Consider the following 13,326-nt stretch of genomic DNA (forward strand, 5'->3'; position numbering starts at 1 on the left):
GGTCAGTATCCTCTGCGGTATCGTGGCGCCAAATGACAGGCCTGCTGACAGAATTTGGTGTTCCACTCGGGATAAGCCTGATAATTTCACTGGCCATTAGCTACTTTCTGGCCAGGAATGGCGGCAAGAAACTAGGCAGCGGCGTGGATAAGTTCGTTACTTGGCTGATCTACTTTGTCATTGTCGCTGTTATCGTTTTCTCTGTCTGGCTTGCTATGGGTAGTCCTCTTTAGGTGTGAATTTATGAAAGAGGAGCGGGCGCTTCCTGTAACGCCTCCCGCGCAGCTCGAAGGCTAGGGCCGGACGTCTCAGGTTTTTTCAGGTCGGCAGACGCCCACCCCATGCTCTGAATGCCGTTCCCGCGCAGGGGGCAGCGGGTGGGCGTTTGCCGTCCCGGTTGCCGCGCGGCCATGGCCTTCGAGGGGACCGGCGAAGGGGAATGAGTGGGGCCGGATTCCCGGTGTTTTCCCGCCCCTACCCTGGCCCGCACCTGTCCCGCGCGCATGGGCAGGGGCGGGCGCTTCCCGTGCGCGTTCCCGCGCCGCTCGAAGGCGGGGGCCGGGGTGATCGTCGAGCCGGGGGGCAGTGGGGCCGTGAAGCGCTGAAAAATGTCATCAATTCTCAACATGAACAAACGCCTACCATGTGTCCGGAACGCCGTCCCCGTGGGCGTTTTTCGGTTCCCTCTTCGCTGTCCCTGTGCGCGTGCATCTTAGCCAGGTTCAACCATCTTTCGCCCGGTCGGGACTGACCCACGCGGGGGACTTCCAGGGGCGGGCGGGTCTTCGGGATGCGGGCCGCTCGAGGGGGGCCGGGCCGTGCGGCGCAGGTGTCAGGAAGTGTTAGGTTTCGTGAGGAGGCACTAGCGCCTACCATGCGCCCGGAATACCGTCCCCGTGGGCATTTTTCCGGTTGGTGGCGGGTCAATCGTGCTGTATCACGATTTCAAGGGCTGTTACGTTCCCGCCTTCGCGGCGGCGTTCTAAGCCCCTCTCTTTCAGCTGTTCCCCGGAGAGAAGGCTAAACGTGAAGCCGAGAGCCTTTGTGTCCCCCTGCGTCAGCAACCGGATAAGGTCGGCGGCAACTCTGATTGCTGCTTTCTCTGTGTCCCCGCCGCTGTCGCGCTCGATTGTTTCCCACACTTCTAGAAGTGCCTGGGCATTGACCTGCAGGTTGTCTGACATGCGGGAATTGTAAGCCGGACGGGCAGTCCGGGCGCGCTTTTTTCCGGTTCCAAACCGGGAAAGTCTGCCGGGCGGCGCGGGCGGTCCCTGGCCCCTCGAGTTGCGCGGGGGATGTTGTCGGTTCTTAACAGTGCGGCCCGCTGTGCTGAGTATTTTTCAGTACTGGCGGGCCACGATCGGCGAAGGGGAAGACTTGGAACACCCGCTGCTGATGCCCTGGCCCCTGCACCGTGGGGCATGGGTGGAAGCACGCGCCGCGCCGCTCGAGCTGGGGGGACCGGGGGGGCCAGCGGCAACCGTCACCCTATGGTGATAGTTGCTCGGAACTTGGGCAGGTGGGGCCGGGCGGTGCGCCCTGGAAGCGGCCCGGTGGGCGGGCAGGGGCAACCGTCACGATATGGGGGAAGGTTGCCCCCTGGCCCTGCCTGCATGACCTGGGGAACGATTTGCCGAGGTCGGCAAAATGATGACCCGCGCGGGCGTGACCTGAGGATTCTCTATCAGTCCGGCCCCCTGGCAACCGTCAACCTATGTTGATAGTTGCCCCTGGCCCTGTGCGCGTGGCCTGAGTTTTGTCTAGCAGTCCGGGCGGCGCCGGGCATCTTCGTGCGGTCACGAAATAGCGTGAGGGACGGCGCGGCGGGCATCTTCGGGGCGGGTCGAAGATGGTGGCGCGCGGCGCGGGCGCGTCTGGAACGCACTGCCGTTTGAAACGGCAGTGGGCGCGGGCCGTGCGGCGCGTGTGGTACGCACTTTCATTTGGGCTGAAAGTGGGGGCAGGTGATCGGCGAAGGGGGAAGGTGGATCCATCCGGGGCGCGGCTGGGTATTCCCCGGAATGGGGGAAAACTTCGAGCGGGCGCGGTCGCGTTCCAAACGCGGGCGGTCATGGGTCTGCCGGTGCGTGTACCGTTCATGGGGTCTGCCGGGGTGTGTACCGTTCATGGGGTGCCCGCTGCGGGGATTCTGCAAGGGGTTCCCCGTCCGGTGGATTCTGTATGGAGTTTGCCGGGTGGTGAGGGTCGGCATGGGGTCTGCCGGGTATGCCCGCCGGGGTTGTCCGGTATGGCCGGGGCCGCTGTCCGGTATGCCTGGGGGTGCGGGTGGGGTTTTCGCCGGGATGGGCGGGAACCTCGAGCGGGCGGGGTTTATCACTGTTCCCTCACGGGCGGGACAGGACAGCGGCCCACGCGCGGGGGCATGGGCCGGAGCTGGGATCGGGTCAGGGGGTGCGGATTGCTCGCCACTTCCGGCGGGCAAAGCGGGGGCGGGATTGCCCCCCACTTCCGGGGAGCAAAGCGCGGGGCGTTCCGGCGGATCAAGGGAAGGCCCGGCGAAGAGGGAAGCCGGGCCACGGGGCGGGGTGTCAGTGGGTGCGGGGCGTGGGGTGTGGGCGGGGTGCGGGGCGGGCGTCAGCGCGGGGCCGGTGCGGCTTCCTGGGGGCGCGGCCGGTCACGCGGCCCCCTGGCCCTGCGCGGGCGTTCCCTCTTCGCCGGGTGTGCCTTCGAAGGCGGCGCGGGCTTCCTGCGCTGACCGGGTGGCCTGTGCGTGACCCTCGAGCGCTTCCAGGACTTCGCGGTACAGCCGGACGGTGTGAAGGGCCAGTGTGGAAGTGCGGCCGTCCGGCGCCTGGAAGGTCACGGTACTGCCGGCCGGCAGGAACACGCGGCCCCGGTCTTCGGGGGATGGGCGGGGGGCGTTCACGGTGACCTGCGCGCCGTCCGGGACGCGGGAGAGGCGGGGAATGCCCCCGTGATCGTCGGCGCAGACGTACAGGGCGGGGCTTCCGTTGCCCTCGAAGATCAGGGCGCACGCGCGCAGGGTGACGGCGAAGGGGAAGAGGGGGCGGGGCGGGCGGGCCTTCGTGGGCCGCGTGGGCTTGCGCTTCCGGTGGGTCATGCCCATTCACCTTCGCCGGTCAGTGCGGCTTCCACGTGGGGCCACAGGTGCGCGGGGACGCGGTAACCGGGCGCGCCGTTCATGCGGTCACAGAACGCGGTGCGGCCGCGGTGCCCGGTGAAGATCAGCGCCCGCACGCCGTCCGGCTGGGGAATGGTCAGGGTGTCCGGCTCGGGCCAGATGGTGCGGGCTTCCCCGTCACTGCTGATGAAGTACGGGCGGCGGATGCCGTGCGCGGGGTCTGCCGGTCGGCACGCGGTCAGGGTGGGCAGGGCTTCGAGGTCAAGGGTCACGCGGGCCGGGGCGGTGTCTTCGGGCAGGTCAGCCGGGGCGGGGTGCGCGCGGGCCAGGAAGCGCAGGGCGCGGGCGCGGTACGTGGCGCCGTAATCGTCTGCCATGTCAGCGCCGGTCAGGCTGTCCACCATCGCCAGAAGATCGGCGAAGGGAAGCCCGGCGCGGGTCCAGTGCGCCGCCCACGCGCCCACAATCGGGGCGGCGAGGGCTTCGAGCTGGGATTCTGCAGCGTGCCGGTTCAGGTGCGCCGTGTGGCAGGGGATGCACAGGGCGGCGCCGGTCTTCCCGGCGGCGGTCGGCATGGGCAGCCCGTAGGCGTCCCCGCAGTCTTCGCAGACACCCCACGCGGGGGACGCGGCGCGGGTCATGCGCGCCCGCCTTCGAGCGCGGCGCGGTGCCCGGCTTCGATGGCCTCGAGCTGGGCCAGTTCGCGGGTCAGGACTTCCCGGCGCAACGTGATGTTTCGCAGGGCTTCGAGGCGTTCCGGGGCGGTCAGGGGCGCGGCGGTGCAGTCTGCCGTGAGCTGCGCGGGGGTGCGGGTGTCTTCGAGCGGGTGGGGGTGCGTCATGCGGTCACGTCCTCTTTGGTCAGGCGGCGAAGGGCGAAGGCCAGGGCCAGGAAGCCGCACAGGATGCCGGGCGCGGCGAAGCGGTAGGCGTCAGGGCCGGGGGCGGCGCTCAGGTGCAGGCAAACGAAGTACAGGGCGGCGAAGATGCGGGCCACGGCGTCACTTCCTTGTGTGGGGTGCGGTTCCTCGAAGCGGGCGGGTGGGCGCGGCGTGCCGGTCGGGCCGGGGCGTCTTCCACTTCGCCGGGGATGGATCCATGCGGGTAGGGCTTCGAGGGCGCAGGGGTGGGGGCCGGGCGTGGCCCCCCGTGCGGGTCAGGCGGCGCGCACCTGGGGGAACGCTTCGCACAGGAAGGCCCACACGGCGCGGGCGTCCCCTTCGGTCAGCGCTGCGAGGCTGAACACGGGGCGGTCAAGCGCGGCCCCGGCGAAGCCGTAATGTTCACCGCTGGGCACCCCGGCGCGGGCCATGAGGCGGTGAAGGCGGGCGGCGCGGGTCTTTCCGATGGTGGGCGCCTCGAGGGTCTGAGCGGTCACGGTCACGCGGTCGGCACCCTGAAGGATGCTCACGGCGCGGGCCAGCTCGCACGCTTCGCCGTTCACCTGGGCTTCGATTCCGGCGGGCGTGCGGGTCAGGGTGACCGTGTGCGCGCGGGTCTGCACTACGGCGCCGTCCATGCGGTCAAGGGTGACCGTTTCCCACGTGCGGGACAGGGTGCGGGGGGCGGTGGTATCGTTCATGTCGCTTCCTTCGGTACTAGGGGGGAGTCAGTCAGGGACGCGGAAACTTGGCGGTAGAAGCGTCTCTTTCTGCTGAGGTAATGGTAACAGTTACCGTTCATTCTGTCAATGGTAGCTGTTTGGAATCGGTAAGTGTTAAGCTGCTGTCATGAACGATGAAATTAGGGCGGCAGTCGAAGCCCGCCTGAGAGACAAGGGAATGAGCCGCGCTGATCTGGCCCGTGCTACCGGCAAGCTGCCACAGGCGATAACCCGCGCCCTGAACGGGGGGAAAGACAGCGGAAGCCCGCCCCCTGTGTGGGCCGCAATCCTCGAAGCCCTAGACCTGCGCCTGACGGTGGAACCGGGCCAGGGCCAGGGGACCGGCGAAGGGGGGAAGTAGGCCGTGCGCCGGACGGTGCGCGGGGATGAGGTGCGCGTGACCTTCGGGGACAGGTTCACCGGCCCGCCCTTGCCGTGGCCGGTGCGGGTGATCGTGCGGGCCGCGCTGCGGGTCCGGGCCATGCTGCGGGGCAAGCGGTGAGCGGCCCGCCCCCTGAGACGAGCGAGAGTACAGACCTGATCCTGTCCTACGGCCCGGCCTTCCCGTGGCAGGTCTTCGCCCTGGCGTGCGCGCTGCTGTTCCTGGCGTTCCTCTTTCGCCGGGTGGCCTGGGTGCGCTGGGCGCTGACCGGCGCGGCCGTGCTGGCCCTGATCGTGGCGGGCGTCCTGTGGGCGGGCATGGCGTAGCACCTGGAAGACCGGCGAAGGGGAAGCGTGGGCGCGTGCCTGGGCTTCCCCTTCGCCGTGTGCCCCTGGCCCGCTCGAGCGGCGCCCGGATCATCTTCCTGACGCCGGGCACATGATCCGGCCCCCACGGTCTAAGCCCGGCTGAGGGCGTCAGGGGGTTTTACTCATGCCTGAGTAAAAGGGGGGCGGGCCGCTCGAGGGGCCAGGGCGCGGCCCCGCTGTCTTCCGGGGTTGTCCGGGGGCCAGGGGAGTAGGCCGGGTTTACCCTGTGGCGTATGACGGGGAAGCGGAAGGGCAAGGCCAGTGACCGGCAGGGGGACGTTACGCAACTGCCGTCCGGGCGGTGGCGGTGGCGGGTCCGGGTGACGTACCCGGACGGGACAACGGCGCGGCCTAGCGGCACGGTGAACACGAAGAGGGAAGGGCACGAAGCGATAGCGCGCGCCCTGCAGGAAGCGGGCGAAGGGAAGCGGCCCGCGTCCCGGACCCTGACGGTCGGCGAGATGGTCACGGAGTACATGCGCTCGAAGCGGGCCACGTGGGCAGACCGCACGGCCTGGAATAACGAAGCGCTGTACACCCGGCACATAGCGCCCCATCTGGCCCCCCTGAAAGCGGCCGGGGTGGATGCCCGCCGGTTGCGTGAGTACTTCGAGCTGCTGAGCGTGGCGCGGCCCGGCGAAGAGGGAACGATACGGCCCCCCCTGGGGTACAGCGGTCAGAGACAGGTTCACGTCCTCTTGCACGGCGCCTATGCCCACGCTATCGCTGACGGCCTGCTGAGGGATAACCCGGCGCAGTACGCGCGGCCCCTGTCCCCCTCAAAGGGCGGCGCGGTGAAAGAGGCGAAGGTCAAGCACTTCGAGCCGGAAGACCTGGCGCGCTTCGTGACCGTGGCCCTGGGGGACCGTTTCGCCCTGCCCCTGGCCTTCCTGGCGTACACCGGCCTTCGGATCGGGGAAGCGCTGGCCCTGACGTGGGGGGACGTGCGGCGGGATGACACGGGCGCGCCTTACGTCAGTGTCTCGAAGACCCGCAGTGAGTTTGAGGGGAAGTACTACGCGGGCGGGCCGAAGACTTCGGCCGGCGTGCGGCGCGTGTACCTGTCCGGGGACGCCCTGGGGATCGTGGAAGACATGCGGGCGCGCGTGGCAGTCGAGGCGCGGGGAATCAAGTACCAGGGCGCGGGTGTGGAAGACACGGCCCCGGTGTTCCCGTCAGTGGACGGCCGGCCCATGCGTCAGGACTCGCTGCGCGCCGTGATGCGCCGGACGTGCGAGGCGGCGGGCGTGCCGGTCCTGTCCCCGCACGCGCTGCGCCACAGTACGGGAACGTTCCTGATCTCAAGGGGGGAAGACCCGGTGAGTGTCGCGGCCATGCTCGGACACGCGCAGGTGAGTACCACCCTGAACATTTACGCGCACGCCCTGCCCGGCAAGCTGCGCGGCCTGGGGTATGAGCTGTCAGACCTTCGGGGGCGGGGCCAGGGGCGGGCGGCGCCTGCAGGCCTGGAAGCGCCCACAGTGCCGGACGGGGGGCTGCTCGAGGTGGAAGGCGGGACCGGCGAAGGGAAGACGCGGGCGGGCGTGTCCCCGGTGCGCCGTGGGGCGGTCAGGAAGGGCGGGCCGCGCCGGAAGGCATAGGCCAGGGCCAGGGCGTGCGGTCGGCACGCTGGAAAGGCGGGGGGGTGCGGGGGGGCGGTCTGATCGTCCCTCTTCGCCGGTTCCTGCGCCGGTCCCCACCCCTGAACGGCCTGAGTCCCCAGAGTGGGGACGCAAAGTCCCAAAAGTGGGGACACGGAGAAACGCCGTCCTGCACGGTATTTTCTGGCAGTGAGTCCCCACCCCCGTTTTTCGTGGGGACCGGGTTTTTCTTCGTGTCAGACGGCGTGAAACGGCTTGAGTCCCCAATGTCCCCAGATTTTTCGAGGTATAAGAGCTGGAATCTTTCGGGCGTGTTTTTTCTGCAAAGAGGACCGGGCCAGGGGGGCGGGTCATCCTGGCCCGGCGGCGGTCGCTGACGGTGCAGGCCGGGGCCAGGGTGGGGGGGGTCTTCGAGCGGGACCGGGCACAGTGGGCCAGGGTGACCCCCTGAAACACGGTGGGCCACGTTTGGGCCACGCGGGGCACGGTGGGCCACGTCAGCGGGTGGAAGCAAAGTAAGAAACCCCGTCTAGGACGGGGTTTTCTTGGTGGGTCGTGTAGGACTTGAACCTACAACCCGCTGATTAAAAGTCAGCTGCTCTACCGATTGAGCTAACGACCCAGCTTGTGTTTGCCTTGCGCGTGCCGTGTGGGCGCGTTCTCAGCGGGGATGAGTATATGTGGGGTGCGTGCGCTTGTCAACAGGTGCGCCGGGGTGGTGGGGAAGGGCGTGCTGGGCGGTGTGAATGGGGCCACCCCGGCGCCGTGTGGGCGTTCCGGGGTGGGCGGGTGGTTCAGCGCTTGAGGCCTGGGGGCACGTTGGGCATGCGGGGCGGTTTCATGCCCTTGGCGCCGGGGCCGCTCATGCGCTGGAGCATCTTCATCATGTCTTTCATCTGCTCGTGCATTTTCAGGAGTTTGTTGATGTCCTGCACGGTGTGGCCGCTGCCGGCGGCGATGCGTTTGCGGCGGCGTCCGTCGATGATCTTGGGGTTGCGGCGTTCCTTGACGGTCATGGAGCTGATCATGGCGTCGATGCGCTGCAACTGCTTCTCGTCGATGTTGAAGCCTTCGGGCAGGGCGCGGCTCATGCCGGGGATGAGTTTCAGCAGGTCGCCCAGGGGTCCCATCTTGCGGATCTGCCGCAGTTGCACGAGCAGGTCTTCGAGGTCGAAGTCGCCGGGTTTCTTGACTTCCATGGCTTTCAGGTCGGCCTGCTGCGCGCGTTCGATCAGGCCGAGCACGTCGCCCATGCCGAGGATGCGTCCGGCGACCCGGTCGGGGTAGAAGGGTTCGAGGCCCGCGATCTTCTCGCTGACGCCCGCGAAGTAGATGGGTTTGCCGGTCACGGTGCGTGCCGAGAGGGCCGCGCCGCCGCGCGCGTCGCCGTCCATCTTGGTGACGATCAGGCCTGTGACGTTCACGCGCTGGTCGAAGGTCTGCGCGACGTTCAGGGCTTCCTGGCCGGTCATGGCGTCCACGACGAGCAGGCTCTCGGTGGGCTGCATGGCGGCCTGCAGGTCGGCCAGCTGATCCATGAGTGCCTCGTCGATCTGGAGGCGGCCGGCGGTGTCCACGATCACGAGGTCACGGAAGTCGGTTTTCAGGTGCTCGTCCACGCGGCGTTTCGTCTCGGCGGGGCTCTCGCCGTCCGCGACTTTCAGGACGGGCACGCCCACCTGTTTCGCGAGGACTTCGAGCTGGTCGCGCGCGGCGGGGCGCTGCGTGTCGGCCGCGACCAGCAGGACGCGGCGGCCCTTGCTCTTGTAGTGCGCGGCGAGTTTGCCGGTGCTGGTTGTTTTCCCGGCGCCCTGGAGGCCGACCATGAACCACACGTTCCCCTCGGTCTTCAGTTCGGGTTGCGCGGCCTTGCCGCCGAGCGTCTCGATCAGTTCGTCGTGCACGAGTTTCACGACGGTCTGCCCGGCGTTCAGGCTGCCTTCCACGGACTGCCCCACGGCCTTCTCGCTGACTTTTGCCACGAAGTCCTTCGCGACGCCGAAGTTCACGTCGGCTTCCAGCAGCGCCATGCGGATCTCGCGCATGGCCGCCTTGACCTGCGCCTCGGTCAGCTGGCGCTCCTTGCCCACCCGGTCGAGGATGTCCTGCAACTTATTCCCAAGGGACTCAAACATGCTGCCACGCTACCACGCACGCCAGAGGGCGTCTGTGCCGTGAATGCCGACCGTGAGTGCCGACTGCTACGCTGCCCAGCATGGGCAAACTCGTGCGTGACCGCATCCCGGAACTGTTCGGCGGCCAGACCCGCCTCCTGACGGAGGGCGAGTACCGCGCCGCGCTGCGCGCCAAGCTGGAGGAGGAGGTCGCGGAGTACCTCGACTCCGGCGACCCCGAGGAACTGGCCGATGTGCTGGAGGTTGTGCGCGCCCTGGCCGCCCTGCACGGCCTGACCCCCGAGGATCTGGAGGTCCTGCGCCGCGCGAAAGCGGACGCGCGGGGCGGCCTTGCGGGCCGGATCTGGTGGACACCAGCCTAACGCCCGTTAGGGAGGGCGCGCTATGCTGCGCCCATGCAAAAAGCAGTGATCGTCGCGGCCAGCCGCACACCCACCGGGAAGTTCCTGGGCAGCCTGGAGAGCGTCAGCGCCGTGGACCTGGGCGCCACCACCCTGCGCGAAACCCTGCGCCGCAGCGGCCTGGACGCCGCCCTGATCGAGGAAGTCATCATGGGACAGGTCGTGCAGGCCGGCAGCGGGCAGAACCCCGCCCGGCAGGCCGCCCTGAAAGCCGGACTGACGAACGAGGTCGGGGCACTCACCATCAACAAGGTGTGCGGCAGTGGCCTGAAAGCCGTCATCCTGGCCGCGCAGAGCATCCGCGCCGGGGATCAGCACGCCGTCCTCGCCGGGGGCATGGAATCCATGAGCAACGCCCCGCACCTGCTGCCCGGCGCGCGCAAAGGCTACCGCCTGGGCCACGCGCAGGTGCTCGACGCGAACACCCACGACGGCCTGTGGTGCTCGATAGGCGACGAGGGCATGGGCCTGACCGGCGAACGAGTCGCCGAGAAGTACGCCATCACCCGCGAGGAACAGGACGCCTACGCCACCCAGAGCCACCGCCGCGCCATCGCCGCGCAGCAGGAGGGCCGCTTCACCGACGAGATCGTCCCCGTCACGGTGAAAGGCCGCAAGGGCGACACCGTCGTGGACACCGATGAAGGCCCCCGCGCCGACACCAGCGAGGAAACCCTGGGCCGCCTGAAACCCGCCTTCAAGAAGGACGGCTCGGTGACCGCCGGGAACGCCCCCGGCCTGAACGACGGCGCCGCCAGCCTGATGGTCGTCAGCGCCGACTTCGCCCAGGCGCACGGCCTGACCCCCCTCGCCGAGATCATCGACTACGCCACCGGCGGCCTCGCCCCCGAATGGGTTATGATGACGCCCGTCCCCGCCACGCAGAAACTCCTGGGCAAACTCGGCATGAGCGCCAGTGACGTGGACGTCTGGGAACTGAACGAGGCGTTCAGCGTCCAGAGCCTCGCCGTCGCCCGCGAACTCGGCCTGGACCCCGCCCGCGTCAACGTGAACGGCGGCGCCGTCGCCCTCGGCCACCCCATCGGCGCCTCCGGCGCCCGCATCCTCGTGACCCTCCTGCACGCCCTGAAGCAGCAGAACAAGGAAACGGGCATCGCCACCCTGTGCATGGGCGGCGGCAACGGCCTCGCCCTGGCCGTCAAGCGGGTAGGCTGAGCACCATGACGACTCTGTGGATCATCGAGAGCACCTACCTCAAACCCACCGACGAGATCGCCAGGGTCACGCCCGCCCACCGCGAATGGCTCGACCAGCACTACCGCAGCGGCGTGTTCCTCACCAGTGGCCGCAAGGTCGACAACACCGGCGGCGTGATCGTCGCACAGGCCGACACCCTGCAGGAACTCGTGGACCTGTTCGACTACGACCCCTTCGTCCAGGCAGGCTGCTCACGCTACAAGTACACCGCCTTCAACCCTGTCAAACGCGGCCGGGCTGTACAGATCGAGGGTGTCCCCCTCGTCGAGTAGTGGCAGTTTTTATTTCGACGGAGAGTAATGACATCTCCATCGCCAACATCGTTTTCGAGAGTCTCCGCGACGAGGTGGTGGCACACGGCGAGGACGCTGCCCTCAATTTCATTCTGGAAGAGGCGCAGTTGTCATATCTGCTGGAACTCGACACGTTAACCTCCGAGCAGCTTGTGGCCGTTGCTGCTGGGGTGACGCGTCTTCTGGGGAAGGCCGAGACGGAGGGAGCCGCGCCAGAACTACTGGAGCAGCTGACACGCGTCAAGGAATTCATCCTGACGCAGGGAGTAAATCTATGAAATTCGGAGTGATCGGAGCTGGACAGATGGGCGGCGGCATCGCGCAGGTCGCCGCGCAGAGTGGATTTACCGTGGTCGTGCAGGACGTGAAGCAGGAGTTCCTGGACCGGGGCCGCGCCGTGATCGAGAAATCGCTGGCGAAACTGCACGAGAAGGGCCGCCTGACGGACGCGCCGGACGTGATCCTGGGCCGCATGGAGTTCACGACGGACCTGAACGCCTTCGCGGACTGCGATCTGGTCGTGGAGGCCATCGTGGAGAACGAACAGGTGAAGGCCGACCTGTTCCGGCAGCTGGGGCAGATCGTGAAGCCGCATGGGGTGCTGGCGAGCAACACCAGCTCCATTCCGATCACGGCGCTCGCGAGTGCGTCGGGCCGCCCCGAGCGGTTCATCGGGATGCACTTCATGAACCCGGTGCCGCTCATGCAACTGGTGGAGGTCATCCGTGGCTACAGCACCAGCGATGAAACGGCACAGTTCGTCACGCAGACCGCCGAGCGGATGGGGAAGACCCCACTCGCCTGCAACGACTTCCCCGGCTTCGTGAGCAACCGCATCCTGATGCCCATGCTGAACGAGGCCATCCAGTGCGTCATGGAAGGCGTCGCCGAACCCGAGGCGATTGACGGGATCATGAAACTCGGCATGAATCACCCCATGGGCCCCCTGACGCTGGCGGACTTCATCGGGCTGGACACCTGCCTCGCCATCATGGAAGTGCTGCACAAGGGGCTGGGCGACGACAAGTACCGCTCCAGCCCGCTGCTGCGCAAGATGGTGCAGGCCGGCCTGCTGGGCCGCAAGAGCGGACAGGGCTTCTACACGTACTGACGACCCACTGAATGGAGCCTCAGGCCAGCAGGGGACGCAGGCCACCCGCGCGGCCAGAATGTTAACTTGATCAGGTCCCACCCCCTGACCGCGCCCCGCCACGGCGTTCCCCGCCGTTCCCAGTCCCGCTGCACCCCTGACCCCTGGAGTCCGCATGTTCAAACGCAACTGGTTGACCCTCACCGCCGCCGCCCTGTCCCTGACCGCCATCACTCTGCCCAGCACCGCCAGCGCCGCCGACGTCACCCTGGGTCTGAACAGCAGCCTGGGGCTGGGCTGCCAGGTGGCGGGCGTGCGCGCTGGCCTCCGCTCGGACCGCATCGGTCTGTACGGGCAGGGTTCCTTCTGCTCCAGCAACATCCAGGGGCAGTCCGGCACGGCGTCCTTCGGTCTGGGCGTCTCGGTGGATCTGTTCCGCACCGGGAATTTCACGACGTACGCCCTGGCCGGCCTGGACACCATCCGGAACAACGTCGCGTTCCAGGGCGGTGTGGGCGCACGCTACGGACTGGCCCTGGTCCCGGTCGAGGCGTACTTCGAGGCGGGCGTGCAGCGCATCAACACCCCGTTGCAGGCCATCATCGGTCCCCGCGTGGCGCTGGGGGTCAATTACCGCGTGAACGTCGAGAACCTGCAGGGCAGCTTCCCCATCCCTTCGGAGGGAAGTGCCAGCAGCACCCAGGACGCCGCGCCGGCCGCCTGTGAACTGACGCCCGAGTCGGACCGGGCTAACGCCAGAAGCGCGGCGATCAGTGCCGCCAACGAGTCCATCTCGGCGGCGCTGGGTGCCTACTCGGCGGTGTACTCCAACGTGAGCTTCTCCGTCAGTGCCGGCGAGGCCAGCGTCGGCGGGAACCGCGCCCAGGTTTCGGGCAGCGTGACCCTGTCCGGCACGCAGAACAGCAACGGTCAGCAGGTCAGCGGCACGTACGGTGGCACGATCAACCTCGTGCGCTCCGGGTGCGGCTGGGCGGCCACCGGTTACACCCGCAACGACTGATACGGACTCCGATTGAACGGCTTACAAGGCCGTTCAATCCGAGCGGATGCGAGTGGGAGCGGGGCGGGTTCCGGACGTGGAGCCGGCAATCCGGTGAAGTTCCGGATTGTCA

The 13,326-nt window shown here is 68.0% G+C and carries 17 protein-coding genes and 1 tRNA gene; 10 read left to right on the plus strand and 8 right to left on the minus strand.

Features of this window, described 5'->3' with window-relative positions:
* Positions 1-32: 32 nt before the first annotated feature.
* On the plus strand, positions 33-233 hold the full coding sequence (locus BXU09_RS20280) for a hypothetical protein (protein ID WP_144012091.1): 201 nt from the start codon (positions 33-35) through the stop codon (positions 231-233).
* Positions 234-923: 690 nt separating this feature from the next.
* Here BXU09_RS20280 and BXU09_RS11810 read toward each other — a convergent pair.
* From BXU09_RS11810 to BXU09_RS11830, 6 genes are all read right to left on the minus strand, one after another.
* The gene (locus BXU09_RS11810) at positions 924-1,184 is read right to left on the minus strand and encodes a hypothetical protein (RefSeq protein WP_078302948.1); all 261 of its coding nucleotides are present in this window, start codon (positions 1,182-1,184) and stop codon (positions 924-926) included.
* Between the two features lie 1,451 nt (positions 1,185-2,635).
* Entirely contained in the window at positions 2,636-3,082 is a 447-nt protein-coding gene (locus BXU09_RS11815) for a hypothetical protein (RefSeq protein ID WP_144012092.1), read from the minus strand.
* Positions 3,079-3,744: a hypothetical protein gene (locus BXU09_RS11820; protein ID WP_078302955.1), complete on the minus strand. Its 666-nt coding sequence runs from the start codon at positions 3,742-3,744 to the stop codon at positions 3,079-3,081. The genes BXU09_RS11815 and BXU09_RS11820 overlap by 4 nt, the downstream gene beginning before the upstream one ends.
* Entirely contained in the window at positions 3,741-3,944 is a 204-nt protein-coding gene (locus tag BXU09_RS11825; protein ID WP_078302959.1) for a hypothetical protein, read from the minus strand. Before BXU09_RS11825 ends, BXU09_RS11820 begins: the two co-directional genes overlap by 4 nt.
* The gene (locus BXU09_RS20945) at positions 3,941-4,099 is read right to left on the minus strand and encodes a hypothetical protein (protein ID WP_168174589.1); all 159 of its coding nucleotides are present in this window, start codon (positions 4,097-4,099) and stop codon (positions 3,941-3,943) included. The genes BXU09_RS11825 and BXU09_RS20945 overlap by 4 nt, the downstream gene beginning before the upstream one ends.
* A gap of 159 nt (positions 4,100-4,258) precedes the next feature.
* On the minus strand, positions 4,259-4,684 hold the full coding sequence (locus tag BXU09_RS11830; RefSeq protein ID WP_078302965.1) for a hypothetical protein: 426 nt from the start codon (positions 4,682-4,684) through the stop codon (positions 4,259-4,261).
* Between the two features lie 385 nt (positions 4,685-5,069).
* Between BXU09_RS11830 and BXU09_RS20950 the strand changes: the two genes are divergently transcribed.
* The 3 genes from BXU09_RS20950 (at position 5,070) to BXU09_RS11840 (ending at position 7,056) form a co-directional block, all read left to right on the plus strand.
* A complete protein-coding gene (locus BXU09_RS20950; protein ID WP_168174590.1) occupies positions 5,070-5,207 on the plus strand; it encodes a hypothetical protein in 138 nt (45 codons plus the stop codon).
* On the plus strand, positions 5,204-5,413 hold the full coding sequence (locus tag BXU09_RS11835) for a hypothetical protein (RefSeq protein WP_078302969.1): 210 nt from the start codon (positions 5,204-5,206) through the stop codon (positions 5,411-5,413). The genes BXU09_RS20950 and BXU09_RS11835 overlap by 4 nt, the downstream gene beginning before the upstream one ends.
* Before the next feature lie 275 nt (positions 5,414-5,688).
* Positions 5,689-7,056, plus strand: a complete 1,368-nt coding sequence (locus BXU09_RS11840; protein ID WP_078302975.1) for a site-specific integrase — start codon at positions 5,689-5,691, stop codon at positions 7,054-7,056.
* Positions 7,057-7,602: 546 nt separating this feature from the next.
* On the opposite strand, the gene BXU09_RS11845 is transcribed toward BXU09_RS11840, so the two are convergent.
* Positions 7,603-7,678 (minus strand) — tRNA-Lys (locus BXU09_RS11845).
* A gap of 172 nt (positions 7,679-7,850) precedes the next feature.
* The gene (gene ffh / locus BXU09_RS11850) at positions 7,851-9,191 is read right to left on the minus strand and encodes a signal recognition particle protein (RefSeq protein ID WP_078302979.1); all 1,341 of its coding nucleotides are present in this window, start codon (positions 9,189-9,191) and stop codon (positions 7,851-7,853) included.
* 80 nt (positions 9,192-9,271) lie between these two features.
* Here ffh and BXU09_RS11855 point away from each other — a divergent pair, with 80 nt between their 5' ends.
* From BXU09_RS11855 to BXU09_RS11880, 6 genes are all read left to right on the plus strand, one after another.
* Positions 9,272-9,553: a nucleoside triphosphate pyrophosphohydrolase gene (locus BXU09_RS11855; protein WP_078302984.1), complete on the plus strand. Its 282-nt coding sequence runs from the start codon at positions 9,272-9,274 to the stop codon at positions 9,551-9,553.
* Positions 9,554-9,586: 33 nt separating this feature from the next.
* Positions 9,587-10,768, plus strand: coding sequence for an acetyl-CoA C-acetyltransferase (locus BXU09_RS11860; protein WP_078302989.1), 1,182 nt, complete (start codon positions 9,587-9,589; stop codon positions 10,766-10,768).
* 5 nt (positions 10,769-10,773) lie between these two features.
* Positions 10,774-11,082 carry a YciI family protein gene (locus BXU09_RS11865; RefSeq protein ID WP_144012093.1) on the plus strand — a complete coding sequence of 103 codons (309 nt, stop codon included), beginning with the start codon at positions 10,774-10,776 and terminating at the stop codon, positions 11,080-11,082.
* Positions 11,082-11,381 carry a hypothetical protein gene (locus tag BXU09_RS11870; RefSeq protein WP_078302994.1) on the plus strand — a complete coding sequence of 100 codons (300 nt, stop codon included), beginning with the start codon at positions 11,082-11,084 and terminating at the stop codon, positions 11,379-11,381. The genes BXU09_RS11865 and BXU09_RS11870 overlap by 1 nt, the downstream gene beginning before the upstream one ends.
* Positions 11,378-12,214, plus strand: a complete 837-nt coding sequence (locus BXU09_RS11875) for a 3-hydroxybutyryl-CoA dehydrogenase (protein WP_078302999.1) — start codon at positions 11,378-11,380, stop codon at positions 12,212-12,214. The genes BXU09_RS11870 and BXU09_RS11875 overlap by 4 nt, the downstream gene beginning before the upstream one ends.
* A gap of 154 nt (positions 12,215-12,368) precedes the next feature.
* Positions 12,369-13,214, plus strand: a complete 846-nt coding sequence (locus tag BXU09_RS11880; RefSeq protein ID WP_078303003.1) for a hypothetical protein — start codon at positions 12,369-12,371, stop codon at positions 13,212-13,214.
* Positions 13,215-13,326 lie beyond the last annotated feature (112 nt).

Origin of the sequence: Deinococcus sp. LM3, from assembly GCF_002017875.1 — a bacterium.
GTDB lineage: Bacteria > Deinococcota > Deinococci > Deinococcales > Deinococcaceae > Deinococcus.